Annotated in this window: 13 protein-coding genes; 5 read left to right on the top strand and 8 right to left on the bottom strand. The window is 73.1% G+C overall.

Going from position 1 to position 14,445, the window contains the following annotated elements; translation table 11 throughout:
• Positions 1–98 precede the first annotated feature (98 nt).
• A complete protein-coding gene (gene ppdK / locus MUE36_04950) occupies positions 99–2,750 on the bottom strand; it encodes a pyruvate, phosphate dikinase (protein ID MCU0310276.1) in 2,652 nt (883 codons plus the stop codon).
• Positions 2,751–2,871: 121 nt separating this feature from the next.
• Positions 2,872–4,164 (bottom strand): glycine--tRNA ligase, encoded by a 1,293-nt coding sequence (locus tag MUE36_04945; protein MCU0310275.1) that lies wholly within the window; start codon positions 4,162–4,164, stop codon positions 2,872–2,874.
• A gap of 155 nt (positions 4,165–4,319) precedes the next feature.
• Between MUE36_04945 and MUE36_04940 the strand changes: the two genes are divergently transcribed.
• From MUE36_04940 to MUE36_04930, 3 genes are read left to right on the top strand one after another with little or no spacing between them, the layout of a single operon-like run.
• Positions 4,320–5,084, top strand: coding sequence for an RDD family protein (locus tag MUE36_04940; GenBank protein ID MCU0310274.1), 765 nt, complete (start codon positions 4,320–4,322; stop codon positions 5,082–5,084).
• Positions 5,081–5,857, top strand: a complete 777-nt coding sequence (locus MUE36_04935; protein ID MCU0310273.1) for an RDD family protein — start codon at positions 5,081–5,083, stop codon at positions 5,855–5,857. The genes MUE36_04940 and MUE36_04935 overlap by 4 nt, the downstream gene beginning before the upstream one ends.
• 28 nt (positions 5,858–5,885) lie before the next feature.
• On the top strand, positions 5,886–6,485 hold the full coding sequence (locus tag MUE36_04930) for an RDD family protein (protein ID MCU0310272.1): 600 nt from the start codon (positions 5,886–5,888) through the stop codon (positions 6,483–6,485).
• A gap of 78 nt (positions 6,486–6,563) precedes the next feature.
• Here the strand turns inward: MUE36_04930 and recO are convergent, their stop codons facing one another.
• The gene (gene recO, locus MUE36_04925) at positions 6,564–7,289 is read right to left on the bottom strand and encodes a DNA repair protein RecO (GenBank protein MCU0310271.1); all 726 of its coding nucleotides are present in this window, start codon (positions 7,287–7,289) and stop codon (positions 6,564–6,566) included.
• Positions 7,290–7,302: 13 nt separating this feature from the next.
• Positions 7,303–8,022, bottom strand: coding sequence for a polyprenyl diphosphate synthase (gene uppS, locus MUE36_04920; GenBank protein ID MCU0310270.1), 720 nt, complete (start codon positions 8,020–8,022; stop codon positions 7,303–7,305).
• Between the two features lie 71 nt (positions 8,023–8,093).
• On the opposite strand from uppS, the gene MUE36_04915 reads away from it, so the two are divergent.
• Positions 8,094–9,986 (top strand): ATP-dependent DNA helicase, encoded by a 1,893-nt coding sequence (locus MUE36_04915; protein ID MCU0310269.1) that lies wholly within the window; start codon positions 8,094–8,096, stop codon positions 9,984–9,986.
• Between the two features lie 25 nt (positions 9,987–10,011).
• On the opposite strand, the gene era is transcribed toward MUE36_04915, so the two are convergent.
• From era to MUE36_04895, 4 genes are read right to left on the bottom strand one after another with little or no spacing between them, the layout of a single operon-like run.
• Entirely contained in the window at positions 10,012–10,851 is an 840-nt protein-coding gene (gene era / locus MUE36_04910; GenBank protein MCU0310268.1) for a GTPase Era, read from the bottom strand.
• Positions 10,848–12,179, bottom strand: coding sequence for a hemolysin family protein (locus MUE36_04905; GenBank protein ID MCU0310267.1), 1,332 nt, complete (start codon positions 12,177–12,179; stop codon positions 10,848–10,850). Before MUE36_04905 ends, era begins: the two co-directional genes overlap by 4 nt.
• On the bottom strand, positions 12,176–12,739 hold the full coding sequence (gene ybeY / locus MUE36_04900; GenBank protein MCU0310266.1) for an rRNA maturation RNase YbeY: 564 nt from the start codon (positions 12,737–12,739) through the stop codon (positions 12,176–12,178). Before ybeY ends, MUE36_04905 begins: the two co-directional genes overlap by 4 nt.
• Positions 12,740–12,792: 53 nt before the next feature.
• Positions 12,793–13,773 carry a PhoH family protein gene (locus tag MUE36_04895; GenBank protein ID MCU0310265.1) on the bottom strand — a complete coding sequence of 327 codons (981 nt, stop codon included), beginning with the start codon at positions 13,771–13,773 and terminating at the stop codon, positions 12,793–12,795.
• 102 nt (positions 13,774–13,875) lie between these two features.
• Here MUE36_04895 and MUE36_04890 point away from each other — a divergent pair, with 102 nt between their 5' ends.
• A complete protein-coding gene (locus tag MUE36_04890) occupies positions 13,876–14,430 on the top strand; it encodes a hypothetical protein (GenBank protein MCU0310264.1) in 555 nt (184 codons plus the stop codon).
• The last annotated feature ends 15 nt before the right edge of the window (positions 14,431–14,445 follow it).

Below are 14,445 nucleotides of genomic sequence, written 5' to 3'. Positions count from 1 at the left end.
GTGCGCCGCCTCCGGTCGGACGGTAGCAGCGCGCCTCACCGAACCGGCCGGCCGCTCGACTCATCACCTCGGCGGCCGCGGTGCCCGCGCGGGACGCCTCAGCGGTCGTCGAAGTCGCCGACGCCGGCCGACGCCGACAGCACGGCGTGCGCCGCCGCCAGGCGGGCCACGGGCACGCGGAACGGCGAGCACGACACGTAGTCGATGCCGAGACGGTGGAAGAACTCCACGGACTCGGGGTCGCCGCCGTGCTCGCCGCACACCCCCATCTTCAGGTGGGGCTTCGTCGAACGACCCCGCTCGACGGCCATGGCGACGAGCTCGCCGACGCCCGGCTGGTCGATCGACTTGAACGGGTCGACCGACAGCAGGCCCTGCTCGAGGTAGCTCTCGAGGATCGGGGCGACGTCGTCGCGGCTGAAGCCGAGCGTCATCTGCGTGAGGTCGTTGGTACCGAAGGAGAAGAAGTCGGCGGCCTTGGCGATGTCGGCGGCGCGGATGGCGGCCCGCGGCGTCTCGATCATCGATCCGACGCTCACGTCGAGGCGGGCGTCGTGCTCGGCCAGCACGGTGGCCACCTCCTCCTCCACCCAGCGGCGGGTGAGGTCGAGCTCGGCCATGTTGATGACCAGCGGGATCATGATCTCGAGCACCGGTCGCCCGCCGAGCGACTGGCGCCGCAGGGCGGCCTCGACGAGCGCCCGCACCTGCATGCGGTAGAGGCCGACCTTCACGATGCCGAGCCGGACGCCGCGGAGGCCGAGCATGGGGTTCTGCTCCTGCCAGTGCCGCGCCGCGGCGAGCAGGGCCTTGCCCTCGGCGGGGAGCTTGCCCTGCGCGTCCTGCACGATCAGCTCCTCCACCGACGGGAGGAACTCGTGGAGCGGCGGGTCGAGGAGGCGCACGGTGACCGGCAGGCCGTCCATCGCCTCGAGCACCTCCTCGAAGTCGGCGCGCTGCACGGCGAGCAGCTCCAGGAGGGCGGCCTTCTCCTCCTCGGGCTCGTCGGCGAGGATCATGCGCCGCACGACCGGGAGCCGGTCCTCCTGGAGGAACATGTGCTCGGTGCGGCACAGCCCGATGCCCTCGGCGCCGAGCTCGCGGGCCCGGGCCGCGTCGGGTCCGGTGTCGGCGTTGGCCCGCACCCCGAGGACCCCGGCGCGGATCTCGTCGGCCCACCCGAGGATGATGCCGAACTCGCTCGGCACGTTGCCCTCCTTGAGGGCGAGCTCACCGACGAAGACGGTGCCGCGGGCGCCGTCGAGGGAGATCCAGTCCCCCTCGCGGACCACCGTGCCGTCGGCGGTCGTCAACGAGTCGGGGCCGATGGTGAGGCTCTCGGCCCCGACCACCGCCGGCTTGCCCCAGCCCCGGGCGACGACGGCCGCATGGCTGACGAGTCCACCGCGGGAGGTGAGGACCCCCTGGGCGACGGCGATCCCGTGGACGTCCTCGGGGGAGGTCTCCGGACGCACGAGCACCACCCGCTCGCCGTCGCGGGCCGCCGCCTCGGCACGGTCGGCGTCGAAGTAGGCGTGGCCGACCGCCGCCCCGGGCGACGCCGGCAGGCCGGTGGCCAGGAGCGGGGCCTTCACGTCGCCGAGCTGGGGGTGCAGCACCTGGTCGAGGTGGTCGGGCCGCACCCGCTGCACGGCCTCGGCCCGCGAGATGTGGATGGTGGGGTCCTCGGTGAGCGCCACGGCGATGCGCAACGCCGCCGCCCCGGTGCGCTTGCCGACCCGGGTCTGGAGCATCCAGAGCCGGCCGCTCTCGACGGTGAACTCGCAGTCGAGCATGTCGCGGTAGTGCCGCTCGAGACGCTCGAGCATGAAGGTCAGCTCGGTGTGGGCGGCCGGGAAGATCTCGGCCATGTCCTGGAGGGGCAGGGTGGCCCGGATGCCGGCGACGACGTCCTCGCCCTGGGCGTTCACCAGGAAGTCGCCGTAGGCGCCCGCCGCGCCGGTCGACGGATCGCGGGTGAACGCCACCCCCGTCCCCGACTGGTCGTCGCGGTTGCCGAACACCATCGACTGGATGTTCACCGCCGTGCCGAGGTCGTCGGCGATGTGCTCGCGGCGGCGGTAGGCCTTGGCCCGGGGTGACTGCCACGACCGGAACACCGCCTCGACGGCCTGGCGCAGCTGCTCACGGGGGTCCTGGGGGAAGGGGGCACCGTGGTGCTCGACGATGGCGCGCTGGTAGCCGGCGACGAGCTCGGCGAGCGCCTCGGCGGTGAGCTCGGCGTCCGTGCGCACCCCCGCGTCGACCTTGGCCTGCTCGAGCGGGTCGTCGAAGTGCTCGCCGGGGACGTCGAGCACGATCCGGCCGTACATGGCGAGCAGCCGGCGGTAGGAGTCGAGGGCGAAGCGCTCGTCGGTCCGCGCCGCCAGGCCCTTGACCGACTCGTCGTTGAGGCCCAGGTTCAAGATGGTGTCCATCATCCCGGGCATGGAGAAGGCCGCTCCCGAGCGGACGCTCACCAACAGCGGGTCGTCGGGATCGCCGAGGCGGCGGCCCATGAAGCGCTCGAGGCTGGCGACGTGGCCGTCGATCTCGGCGTCGAGTCCGCCCGGCCACCCGGTGGCCATGTAGGCCCGACAGGCGTCGGTGGTGATCGTGAACCCGGGCGGCACGGGCAATGCGAGCACGGAGGTCATCTCGGCGAGGTTGGCGCCCTTGCCGCCGAGCAGCGCCTTGAGGTCCCTCGGCGCCCGGCTGTGCCGATGTGCGAATCCGTAGACCCAGGTCATGACCACGTCCCTCCCGAGGGCGTCGGCGCCCTGCCGGCAACGCTAGCGATCGACCCGGAGGTGTCCAGATCCGTTGGTCCCGACCTGGTTGGCCCGACCGCGGGGCGGAGGGCGCGGTCGATCAGACCAGCTTCGGCGCGAGGTGGGCGACGAGACCGTCGATGGGCACCCGCTCCTGGGTCATCGTGTCGCGCTCGCGAACGGTCACGGCCCGGTCGTCGAGGCTCTCGAAGTCGACGGTGACGCAGTAGGGGGTGCCCAGCTCGTCCTGGCGGCGGTAGCGGCGGCCGATGGCCTGGGTCTCGTCGTAGTCGCACATGAACGACGGCTGGAGCAGCGCCAGCACCTCGCGGGCGACCGGCGTGAGCGTGTCCTTCTTCGACAGCGGCAGCACCGCCACCTTGTACGGGGCGAGCCGGGGATGGAGGCGCAGCACGGTGCGGACCTCGCCGCGCACCTCCTCCTCGTCGTAGGCCGAGAGGAGGAAGGCCATCATGGTGCGGGTCGCACCGGCGGCCGGCTCGATGACGTGGGGCGTGTAGCGGGTGTTCGTCGCCTGGTCGAAGAAGTCGAGCTTGTCGCCGGAGTGGGCGGCGTGCTGGGTGAGGTCGTAGTCGCCCCGGTTGGCGATGCCCTCGAGCTCCCCCCATCCCCAGGGGAAGAGGAACTCGACGTCGGACGTGCCCGAGGAGTAGTGGCTCAGCTCGTCGGCGTCGTGGGGGCGCATCCGCAGCTTGTCCGCCGGGATCCCGAGGTCGAGGTACCACTGGTAGCGCTGGGCGCACCAGTACTCGTACCAGCGGTCGGCCTCGTCGGGCGGGACGAAGAACTCGAGCTCCATCTGCTCGAACTCCCGGGTCCGGAACACGAAGTTCCCGGGGGTGATCTCGTTGCGGAACGACTTGCCGATCTGGGCGATGCCGAACGGCGGGCGCTTGCGGCTGGCCTGCAGGACGTTGGCGAAGTTGATGAACATCCCTTGGGCGGTCTCGGGACGCAGGTAGGCCACCGCCCCCTCGGACTCGATCGGGCCGGCGTGGGTCTTGAACATCAGGTTGAACTGCCGGGCCTCGGTGAAGCTGCCCTCGGCGCCGCAGTTCGGGCAGCGGTCCGGGTCGTCGAGCTGGTCCTCGCGGAAGCGTTCGTGGCACTCCTTGCAGTCGACGAGGGGGTCGGTGAAGTTCGACAGGTGCCCGGAGGCCTCCCAGACCGCCGGTGGCGAGAGGATCGACGCGTCGAGGCCCACGACGTCGTCGCGCAGCTGCACCATCGACCGCCACCAGGCGTCCTTGACGTTGCGCAGCAACAGGACGCCGATCGGGCCGTAGTCGTAGGTCGAGCGGAAGCCGCCGTAGATCTCCGCCGACGGGAAGACGAAGCCGCGGCGCTTGGAGAGGTTGACGATCTTCTCCATGAGCGTCGGGTCGTTGGGCACGTCGAGCGGCGTCGGTGCGGCGTCGGCGGCGTTCTCGTCGGGTTCGGACATGGCGGCTGAGCCTAGTGGTGGCCCCGTGCCGCCCCCGACGGGTTCGCAGCGCCCACGACCGCCGCTCGGCCAGGATGTCGCCCATGGACGCCTACCCGCCGGGGGCCCCGGCGGACCCCACCGACGTGGCGTGGCGCCGGGTCGGCGCGGCCGCCGTCGACGTGGGCATCGGCGCGGTGATCGCGCTGGTGCTCTTCGTGGCGCTCTCGGAGGACACGTTCGGGTTCGACGCCCGGTCGGGCTCGGTCGTGGTCGAGCAGGAGCTCCGCGGCGCGGGCCTGGTGCTCTTCTACGGGGCGGTGGCCGCCTACGACCTCGGGGTGTTCGTCCTCCAGCGCGGCCTGACGGGACGGACGCTGGGGACGATGGCGCTCGGCCTGGCGACCGTCGGCGCCGACGGGCAGCCCCTCGGCGCCCCGAGAGCGCTGCTGCGCAGTGCCGCGGGGATCGTCGACTACCTGCCCTGCTGCGTCCCGGCGGTCGGGGTGGCGACGATGTTCACCACCACGGGGCACCGACGGGTGGGCGACATGGCGGCGTCGAGCTTCGTGGTCGACGCCCGCTGGGCCGGTTCGCCGGTCCCGGGCGACGGGCCCCCGCCGGCGCGGCCGTGGACGCCTCCGTGGACGCCCCCGACCGCGGCCCCCTCCGCCGCCGCGCCGGTTGCGCCGCCCACCGCGCCGCCCACCGCGCCGGTCCCGCAGTGGGACGCCGGCCGTCAGGCCTACGTGGCGTGGGATCCGCAGCGACGCCAGTGGCTCCAGTTCGACCAGCGGGCGCAGCGGTGGACCGAATACGATCCCGTCATGGGCGGGTGGCGACCTGTCGGCGGGGGGCCCACACCGTGACCGCGGCACCCGTGGGGGCCGCGACGACCGGCGCACCGCTCTCACCGATCGCGCCGGGGAACGAGCCCGACCCGACCGACGTGCTCGGTCGGCGCTACGCGGCCTTCGTGCTCGACGGCCTGCTGACGGCCCTGCTCACCGCCGTCGCGATCCTCGCCGTCGGCGGGCTGACCCGACGTGACGGTGTGCTCGCTCCCGGGCAGCTGGGCGGGGCGATCGACCTGGGGTGGAACGACCGCACCTACTCGGTCGAGGGGGCGGGCGAGGTCGTGCTGTACCTCGTCCCCCTCGCCTACGTCCTCGTGTGCGCGGTGCTGGCCCAGGGCCTGACGGGGGCGACGCCCGGCAAGGCCGCCTTCGGCATCCGGGTGGTCGACTCCCGCGGAGGGGGCCCGGGCATCGGTCGAGCGCTGGTGCGGACCCTGTTGCTCCCGGTCGACATGATCGGCTGCGGGCTCCCGCTCGTCGGGCCGATCACCTCGTCGGCGAGTCGCGGCCACCGTCGGGTGGGCGACATGGTGGGGCAGACCTTCGTGGTCGACCGGGCCGCGACGGGCCGACCGATCGTCGTCACCCCTTCGCCCGCCGCGGTGGGGGCCGCCGCGGTCCCGCCCGCCGGGGTGGCTGCGCCCTCGGCCGTGGAGCCCCACCCACAGGCCCCGCCGCCGCAACCCCGGTGGGACGCCGCACGCGGTGCCTGGGTCCTCTGGGACCCGAACCGGTCGCGGTGGCTGGTGCACGACCCGGCCGTCGGGCTGTGGCGCGAGCTGTGACCGCCCCCGGCCGGCGTCGCCTGCGAACATGGGCGACGGAGGTCCCCACGTGATCGAGCCCGTCCCCGGCAACCAGTACCCCGACCTGCTGTGGCGCCGTGTCGGCGCCGGCATCATCGACGCGGGCATCGTCGTCGTCGTCGCCGTCGTCGCCGCCCTGGTGTTCGGGGCGATCGACTTCCTGCCGTCGATCATCGCCCTCCTCTACTCCCTCGGCGCGCTCGTCTGGTGGCAAGGCCGCACCGGGGCGTCGCCCGGCAAGTCGCTCGTGGGACTGCGGGTGGTCGACGCCACCGGCCAGCCGTGCGGGACCGGCAAGGCCGCCACCCGCTGGGTGCTCTGGATCGTCGACGGGTTCCCCTACTGCGTCCCCCTCGTGGCCTTCTTCATGGTCTTCACCAACGCCGACCAGCGCCGCGTCGGCGACCGGGTGGCCGGCACCTGGGTGATCGACCGCCACCAGGTGGGCCGGCGGCCGCTGGCCGGCGCTGCCGCCGGAGAGCTGCTCGCCGGGCCCGATCCCGCGTGGGACGACCTGCGTCAGGCCTACGTGCGCACCGACCCGTCGACGGGCCGGCGCGAGGTCTTCGACGAGACCACCACCGCCTGGTCGCCGATCGACGAGTGACCCGTGCCGGCCGGTCGGAGCCGGCCGCGGGTGCCGGATGTTCGGTGCCGGCCTGTTCCGGTCGACGCCTCCGGTCGCTCAGTGCCGATCGAGCACCGAGACGGAGCGGAGTCGCCGTTCGAGGTGGTGCTCGACCGCCCGGGTCGCCAGGTGGTCGACCTCGTGCGTGGCCGGGGAGTCCGGTCCGGCCAGCGCCTCGTTGAGGCGGCCGCCGAGGATCTGCTGCAACAGCGTCACCGCGTCGGCCGAGACGGCGTCGCCGCGCCGACAGGCCCGGCACAGCGTCCCCCCGCTGTCGAGGTCGAAGGCCACCAGCGGACCCTCGGCGCCGCACGACACGCAGACCTCGACCTCGGGGCGGTAGCCCTCGAGGGCCAGCACCTTCCAGAAGAACGCCGGCACGACGAGCGCCGAGTCCGAGCCGGCGAGGGTGCGCAGCGCACCGAGCAGCATCTGGAACAGCCGGGGGTTCACTTCGCCCTCCTGGGCCAGCTGGTCGGCCGTCTCGAGCATCGCCGACGCCCGGGTGATGCGCTCGAGGTCGTCGCGGATCACCCGGAAGTGGTCGAGGCTGTCGGCCTGGGTGACGATGTCGAGCTCACGGCCCTCGTAGAGCTGCACGGCCACGTGGCTGGTGGGCTCGAGGCGGGCCCCGAACTTCGAACGGGTCTTGCGCACGCCCTTGGCGACCGCCCGGACCTTGCCCCGGCCCCGGGTGAGCAGCACGACGATCCGGTCGGCCTCACCGAGCTTGTAGGTGCGCAACACGATGGCCTCGTCGCGGTGCAGCGTGCCCTTGCTCATTCGTTGCCCTTGTTCATTCGTTGAGCCCGCCGAAGCGCCGATCGCGCGCCTGGAACTCGCGCACCGCGGCGAAGAGGTGCTCGCGGCGGAAGTCGGGCCACAGCACGTCGGTGAAGACCAGCTCGCTGTAGGCGGCCTCCCAGAGGAGGAAGTTCGAGAGCCGGTACTCGCCGGAGGTGCGGATGACGAGATCGGGCTCGGGCATCTCGGGGTCGTAGAGCCGACGGGCGATCGCCCGCTCGTCGACCTTGCCGGCCGGGACCCCCTCGTCGATCAGGGCCCGCACCGCGTCGACGATCTCGGCGCGGCCGCCGTAGTTGAAGGCGATGGAGAGGGTGAGCGTGCGATTGCGTTTCGTCAGCTCGAGCGACTCGTCCATGCGCCGCAGGAGCCGCTTCGGCACCCGCCAGTCACGACGACCGAGGAAGCGGATGCGCACGCCCCGCTCGTGGAGCTCGTCGCGGCGGCGCAGCAGCAGGGACTCGTTGAAGTTCATGAGGAACCTCACCTCGTCGCGGGGCCGGCGCCAGTTCTCCGTCGAGAAGGCGTACACGGTGAGCCACCCCACACCGAGCTCCAGCGCCCCCTCCACGGCGTCGAGGAGGGCCTCCTCCCCCGCCGCGTGGCCGTCGGTGCGCTTCAGGCCGCGGCGCTGCGCCCAGCGGCCGTTGCCGTCCATCACCGCGGCCACGTGCACCGGGACGCGGTCGGGATCGACGCCGGGAACGGTCACGGGCCGACGTTACCGCCGGGCCCGCGGAAGCCCCGGCACCGCGGTCGGCCGGCACTACGCTCCATCGCCTCATGGCCGACGCCGACCGCCTCGCCGGCGACACCCGCGACGCGTTGGCCGCCATCACCGCCGCCCTCCCGGCGGGCGAACCCCGACCCGGCCAGGTCCGAATGGCCGAGGCCGTCGCCCGGGCCATCGCCGAAGGAGAGCACCTCGTCGTCCAGGCGGGCACGGGCACCGGCAAGACGTTCGCCTACCTGGTCCCGGCCGTCCTCGCCGGCCAGCGGGTGGTGGTGACCACCGCCACCAAGGCGCTGCAGGACCAGTTGGCCGACAAGGACCTGCCGTTCCTCGCCGAGCACCTCGACGAGCCGGTCAGTTGGGCGGTGGTGAAAGGTCGATCCAACTACGTGTGCCTCCAGCGGGTCCACGAGGTTGAGGGGGGCGAGCAGCTGGCCCTCGACGTCGGTCCTCGTCCCCCCAGCGAGGAGGTGGCGGCGTTGGTGGCGTGGGCGGGTCGCACCGGGACCGGCGACCGGGCCGAGCTCGAGCGCGAGCCGTCACCTCGGGCGTGGGCGGCGGTGAGCGTGGGCCCCCGGGAGTGCCCCGGGGCCGCCAACTGCCCCAAGGGTGACCCCTGTTTCGCCGAACGGGCGCGGCGGGCCGCGGCCGACTCCGACGTGGTGGTGGTCAACACCCACCTCTACGGGCTCCACCTGGCGACGGGAGGGGCGGTGCTCCCCGAGCACGACGTCGTGGTCGTCGACGAGGCCCACCAGCTCGAGGACACGGTGGCCGCCACCTCCGGGCTCGAGCTGACCGGGGGGAGGTTCGTCGCCTTCGCCCGCACCGTCGGAGCGATCATCGACGACCGGGAGATGGTGGACTCGATCGAGGAGCTCGGCGACCGCTGGAAGGCCGCCCTCGCCGACGAGGTGGGCCGGCGACTCCGCCACCACCTCGACGGCGACGCCGCGGTGGTGCGCGACCTGGCCAGGAACCGCCTCGACGTCGTGATGGCCGCCCTGCGGGGGGTGGCCGACGACGGGCCCGGGGACGTGGGCGCCCGCAAGCAGCGGGCGATGAAGGCGGCGACGACGCTGATCGACGACCTCGACGCCGTCGCCGAGGTCCGCGCCGGCGACGTGGCGTGGGTGGAGGGACCCCCGGACAACCCCGTGCTGCGCGTGGCGCCGGTCGACGTGTCCGAGCTGCTCCAGGCCACGGCGTGGTCGACCACGACCGCGGTGCTCACCAGCGCCACGCTGCCCGTCACGCTGCCCGATCGCCTCGGGCTCCCACCGGGCGGCTACACCAGCATCGACGTCGGCAGCCCGTTCGACTACGCGCGCCAGGCGCTGCTCTACTGCGCCGCCGCGCTGCCCGACCCGCGGTCACCGGCGTTCGACGAGGCGGTACACGAGGAGCTGGCCGCGCTCATCGAGGCGGCGGGAGGACGCACGATGGCGCTGTTCACCAGCCACCGGGCGCTGCGCGGCGCCTTCGAGGCACTCCGCCCTCGCCTCGACGTCCCCGTCCTCGCCCAGGACGACCTCACGAAGGCGGCCCTCGTGGCCCGCTTCACCGCCGATCCCGAGAGCTGCCTGTTCGCCACCATGGGGTTCTGGCAGGGAGTCGACGTACCGGGCGCCACGCTCAGCCTCGTCACCATCGACCGCCTCCCGTTCCCCCGGCCCGACGACCCGCTGCTGCAGGCCCGACGGGAACGGGCCCGCGCCGAGGCCTTCCGCACCGTCGACCTGCCGAGGGCGGCCACGCTGCTCGCCCAGGGCGCCGGTCGCCTCATCCGCACCGCCACCGACCGGGGGGTCGTCGCCGTCTTCGATCCCCGTCTCGCGACCAACGCCACCTACCGGTGGGACATCGTGCACGCCCTCCCACCGATGCGCCGCACCCGCGACCGGGCCGAGGCCGAGAGGTTCCTGCGGGAGATGCGGGCCTGACCGGCGGAGGCGCCGCTGTCGCCGATCAGAAGCCCAGGCGGTCGAGGGCGCGGGCCTGGCGCTGCCAGTCCTTGTCGACCTTCACGAACAGCTCGAGGTAGGCGCCGGGCTGGAGCTGCTCTCGGACCGCGGTGCCGACCTGCTTGAGCACGGCGCCCTTGCGGCCGATCACGATGCCCTTCTGGGAGTCGCGCTCGACGAGGATCTCGACCCGGATGCGCGGCCACTCCCACTCGACCACGCGGGTGGCGATGGAGTGGGGCAGCTCGTCGTGGGTGACGGCGAGCAGCTGCTCGCGGACCAGCTCGGCCACGTGGAACGCCTCGGGCACGTCGGTCACGGTGCCGGGCGGGTACCACTCGGGGCCTTCGGGGAGGCGGGCCACGATCTCGTCGACGAGGGCGGGCACGCCCGCGCCGGTGAGCGCCGAGACCGGGAAGTAGGCGGAGCGGTCGAGCTGCTCGGCGGCGCGAGCGAGCTGGCTCATCACCTCGTCGGCCGAGGCGACATCGGTCTTGTTGACGACCACGATGGCGTCGGCCGGCACCCGCCCCGCCACGAAGCGATCACCGGGGCCGATCGGGGCGGTGGCGTCGACGACGAGGCACACCACGTCGACCCCGCCGGCGGCCTCCGTGGCGGTGGCGTTGAGACGCTCACCGAGGAGCGTGCGGGGCTTGTGGATGCCGGGCGTGTCGACGAACACCACCTGGGCGCCGGGCCGTTCGAGCACCCCGCGGATCTGGGACCGGGTGGTCTGGGGCTTGTCGGAGGTGATGGCCACCTTCGTGCCGAGGACGGCGTTCAGGAGCGTGGACTTGCCGACGTTGGGGCGCCCGACGAAGGTCGCGAAGCCGCTTTTCACGCCGAGGTCCGGCGACCGGCGGGATCGTCGACCCCGGGCTCGCCCGTGTGGCGGTGCCCGGGGGCGGGGTCGACGCGGATCGTGGCGATGCGACGTCCCTTCACCCGCTCGACGTGGAGGAGGCGTCCGTCGGCCTCCACGACCTCGCCCTCGGCGGGCACGTGGCCGGCGAGGTGGAACACGAGTCCGCCGAGCGTGTCCCAGTCGCCCTCGGGGAGCTCGAGGCCGAGCAGGTCGTTGACCTCGTCGATGCCCATCTGAGCCTGGACCAGCACCGCACCCCCGGGGAGCGGTTCGACCATCGGCTCCTCGCGGTCGGTCTCGTCGACGATCTCCCCCACGAGCTCCTCGATGAGGTCCTCCATGGTGACGAGCCCGGCGGTCCCGCCGTACTCGTCGACCACGATCGCCATGTGGAAGGTCCGGGCCTGCATCTCGGGGAGCAACGCGGCGACCCGCTTCGTCTCGGGGACGAACTCGGCGGGCCGCACGAACGCGAGGACCGGCTCGTCGGCCCGGCCGTCGCGCTCGGCACGCATGAGGTCCTTGGCGGTGACGACGCCGACGACGTCGTCGATGCCCTCGCCGAGCACGGGGATGCGGCTGCGGCCGTTCAGCAGGACGACCTCCATCACGTCGGCCACCCGGAAGTCGGTGTCGACGGTGACCATGTCGGGCCGGGGCACCATGACCTCCCGGACGATGGTGTCGCCGAACTCGATGATCTGGCTGATGAGCTGTCGCTCCTCGCGCTCGATCACCTCCTCCTCGACGGCGACGTCGACCATCGCCAACAGCTCCTCCTCCGAGACGAACGGGCCCTCCTTGAGGCCCTTGCCGGGGAGGATCACGTTGGTGAGCCCGATGAGCCCGCGCGACAGGAGGCGCAAGGGGCCGAACCGGGCGAGGGCGGAGACGGGCGGGGCGGCGATGAGGGCGGCCCGCTCGGGATGCTCGATGGCCCAGGTCTTGGGGGCGGCCTCGGCCAGCACGAACACGACCACCACGTTCAGGAACGTCGCCACGGCCACGCCCCACGCCCCGAAGAGCTGGGCCGAGACGATGCCGGTGAGGGTGGCCTGCACGAGCTGGGCGACGAGCACGACGAGCAGCACCACGTTGAGGAAGCGCTCGGGGTGGGCGACGAGCTCCAGGAGCCGCTTGGCGCCGCGGCGCTCGTCCTCGAGGAGCGCCACCGCCTTGGTCCGGGTCATGCGGGTGAGGGCCGTCTCGGCGAGGGCGAGGAACACCGAGACGAGCAACAGCACGACGATGGCGGTGATCATCACCGCCTGGGAGGTGGTGAGGGCGAGCACGGTGGTGGTCACGCCCGCGCCCCGGTCTCGCCGGCGGACGCCCCGGCGTCGGTGCGCACCCAGGGATCGGCGGCGAGGGGACCGTGGTGGGCGGCGAGGAGCCGCCGCTCGCGGTCCTGCATGACGGCGCGTTCGGCGTCGTCGGCGTGGTCCATGCCGAGCAGGTGCAGGATCCCGTGGACGACGAGGAGGGCCAGCTCGTCGTCGTAGCTGCCGGCGTGGGCGGGGGCGTTGGCGGCCGCGACGGCAGGGCAGATGACGACGTCGCCGAGCAGGAGCGGCACCGCGTCGGGGTCGTCGTCGTGGCGATCGGGCCCCGACCCGCCGCCGTCGGGCCAGCGCCCGGGCGGGTTGGCCTCACCGTCGATGGGGAACGACAGGACGTCGGTGGGGCCGGCGTGGCCCATGAACCGGTCGTTGAGCTCGGCGATGGTGTCGCCGGTGACGAACAGCAGCGACAGCTCGCACTCCCCCTCGACGCCTTCGTCGTCGAGCACGAGGGCGGCCAGGCGCTGCCAGCGCGCCGCGTCGACGGGGTGGGCGTCCTGTTCGTCGGCGACGAAGACCGTCACCTCTCCTCCTCCGGGTCCGCGGCGGCGCCGCCGCCGACTCGGGGGGCGGTCGGTCATCGAGGCCCACCGGAGGTGGACGACGGGGACTCGGCGGCGGCGTGGGCCTCGTAGGCGTTCACGATGTCCTGCACGATGCGGTGCCGCACGACGTCGGCGGCGCCGAGGCGGACCCACTCGAGGCCGTCGATGCCCGCCAGGACGGGTTCGAGGCCGAGGAGGCCGCTGCGCCCGCCGGGCACGTCGACCTGCGTGGTGTCGCCGGTGACGACGCACTTGGAGCCGAAGCCGATGCGGGTGAGGAACATCTTCATCTGCTCGGGGCTGGTGTTCTGGGCCTCGTCGAGGATGATGAAGCTGTTGTTGAGCGTGCGGCCCCGCATGAAGGCCAGGGGCGCCACCTCGACGGTGCCCCGGTCGAGGAGGCGTTGGGCGCCCTCGGCCTCGACCATGTCGTAGAGGGCGTCGTAGAGGGGTCGCAGGTAGGGGTCGACCTTGGCCATGAGGTCGCCGGGCAGGAACCCGAGGCGCTCGCCGGCCTCGACCGCGGGCCGGGTGAGGATGATCCGGTCGACCTGCTTGGCCTGGAGCGCCTGCACGGCCATGGCCACGGCGAGCCAGCTCTTGCCGGTACCGGCGGGGCCGACGCCGAACGTCACGATGTTGTTGCGGATGGCGTCGACGTAGCGCTTCTGACCGCTGGTCTTGGGGCGCACCACCCGCCCCTTGGCGCCGCGGACCACGTCGGCGGTGAGCACCTCGGAGGGCCGCTCGTCGGCCTTGACCATGTCGATGCTGCGGCGCACGCCGGCCTCCTCGAGGACGTGGCCCTGCTGGAGGAGCACGACGAGCTCGTCGAAGAGCCGGCCGACCTGCTCGGCGTCGACACCGTCGACGGAGATCTCGTTGCCCCGCACGTGCACCACCGCGCCGGGATAGGCCGCTTCGACGAGACGGAGCAGCTCGTCCCGTTCGCCGAGGAGGCCGACCATCAGGTGATTGCCGGGGACGTTGATCTTGACCTGGGTGTCGGCCATCGCCTCCACATCGTAGGGCGGACCGCCGCCGGTTCGGGCGCCGGTTCGCACCATGGGCGGCCGGTGCCAGGATGACGCCTGCGCCGATCCACGGAGGACCCGATGACCGACCCCGACGACGTTGCTCCGCCCGACGACGCCAACCTCGACCGGTGGCTGGCCGAGGTCCGGGTGGACGACGCCGCCCGGAGCCGGGCGGAGGTGGCCGAGCAGCGGTCCCGAGCCGCCGAGGAGGCCACGCTCCCGGGCGTGTTGACGGACCTCGCCGGCCGGGGTGAGCCGGTGGGGCTGATGATGCGCTCCGGGGTGCAGCACCGGGGATGGGTGCGCCTGGTGGGGCCCGATGCGGCGGTGCTGCGCCTGGAGACCCGCCAGTGGCTGGCGGTGCGCCTCGCGGCGATCTCCGCGCTGCGCACGGTCTCGTCGTCGCCGGTCCCCGGGGAGGCCGACCCGTCGACGTCGAGCCGCTTCGAGCGACTCGTGCTCGCCGCCGCGCAACCCGGCGACTGGGTGGTCGTCACCTCGGGGAGCACCACCTTCGGGGGTTCGCTGGTCTCGGCCTCCGCCGGCGTCGCCGTCGTGCGCCTCGACAACTCCGACATCGCCTACGTGAACCTGGGGGCGACGGACGAGGTCACCACCCGGCCCTCGCCCTAGGCGACCTCCGTGCTC

The sequence above is a fragment of the Acidimicrobiales bacterium genome, from assembly GCA_025455885.1.
Taxonomy (GTDB): domain Bacteria; phylum Actinomycetota; class Acidimicrobiia; order Acidimicrobiales; family Acidimicrobilacustridaceae; genus Rhabdothermincola_A.
The sequence above is the reverse complement of the archived record's forward strand: the minus strand, read 5'-3'. Positions and strand labels throughout refer to the sequence as shown.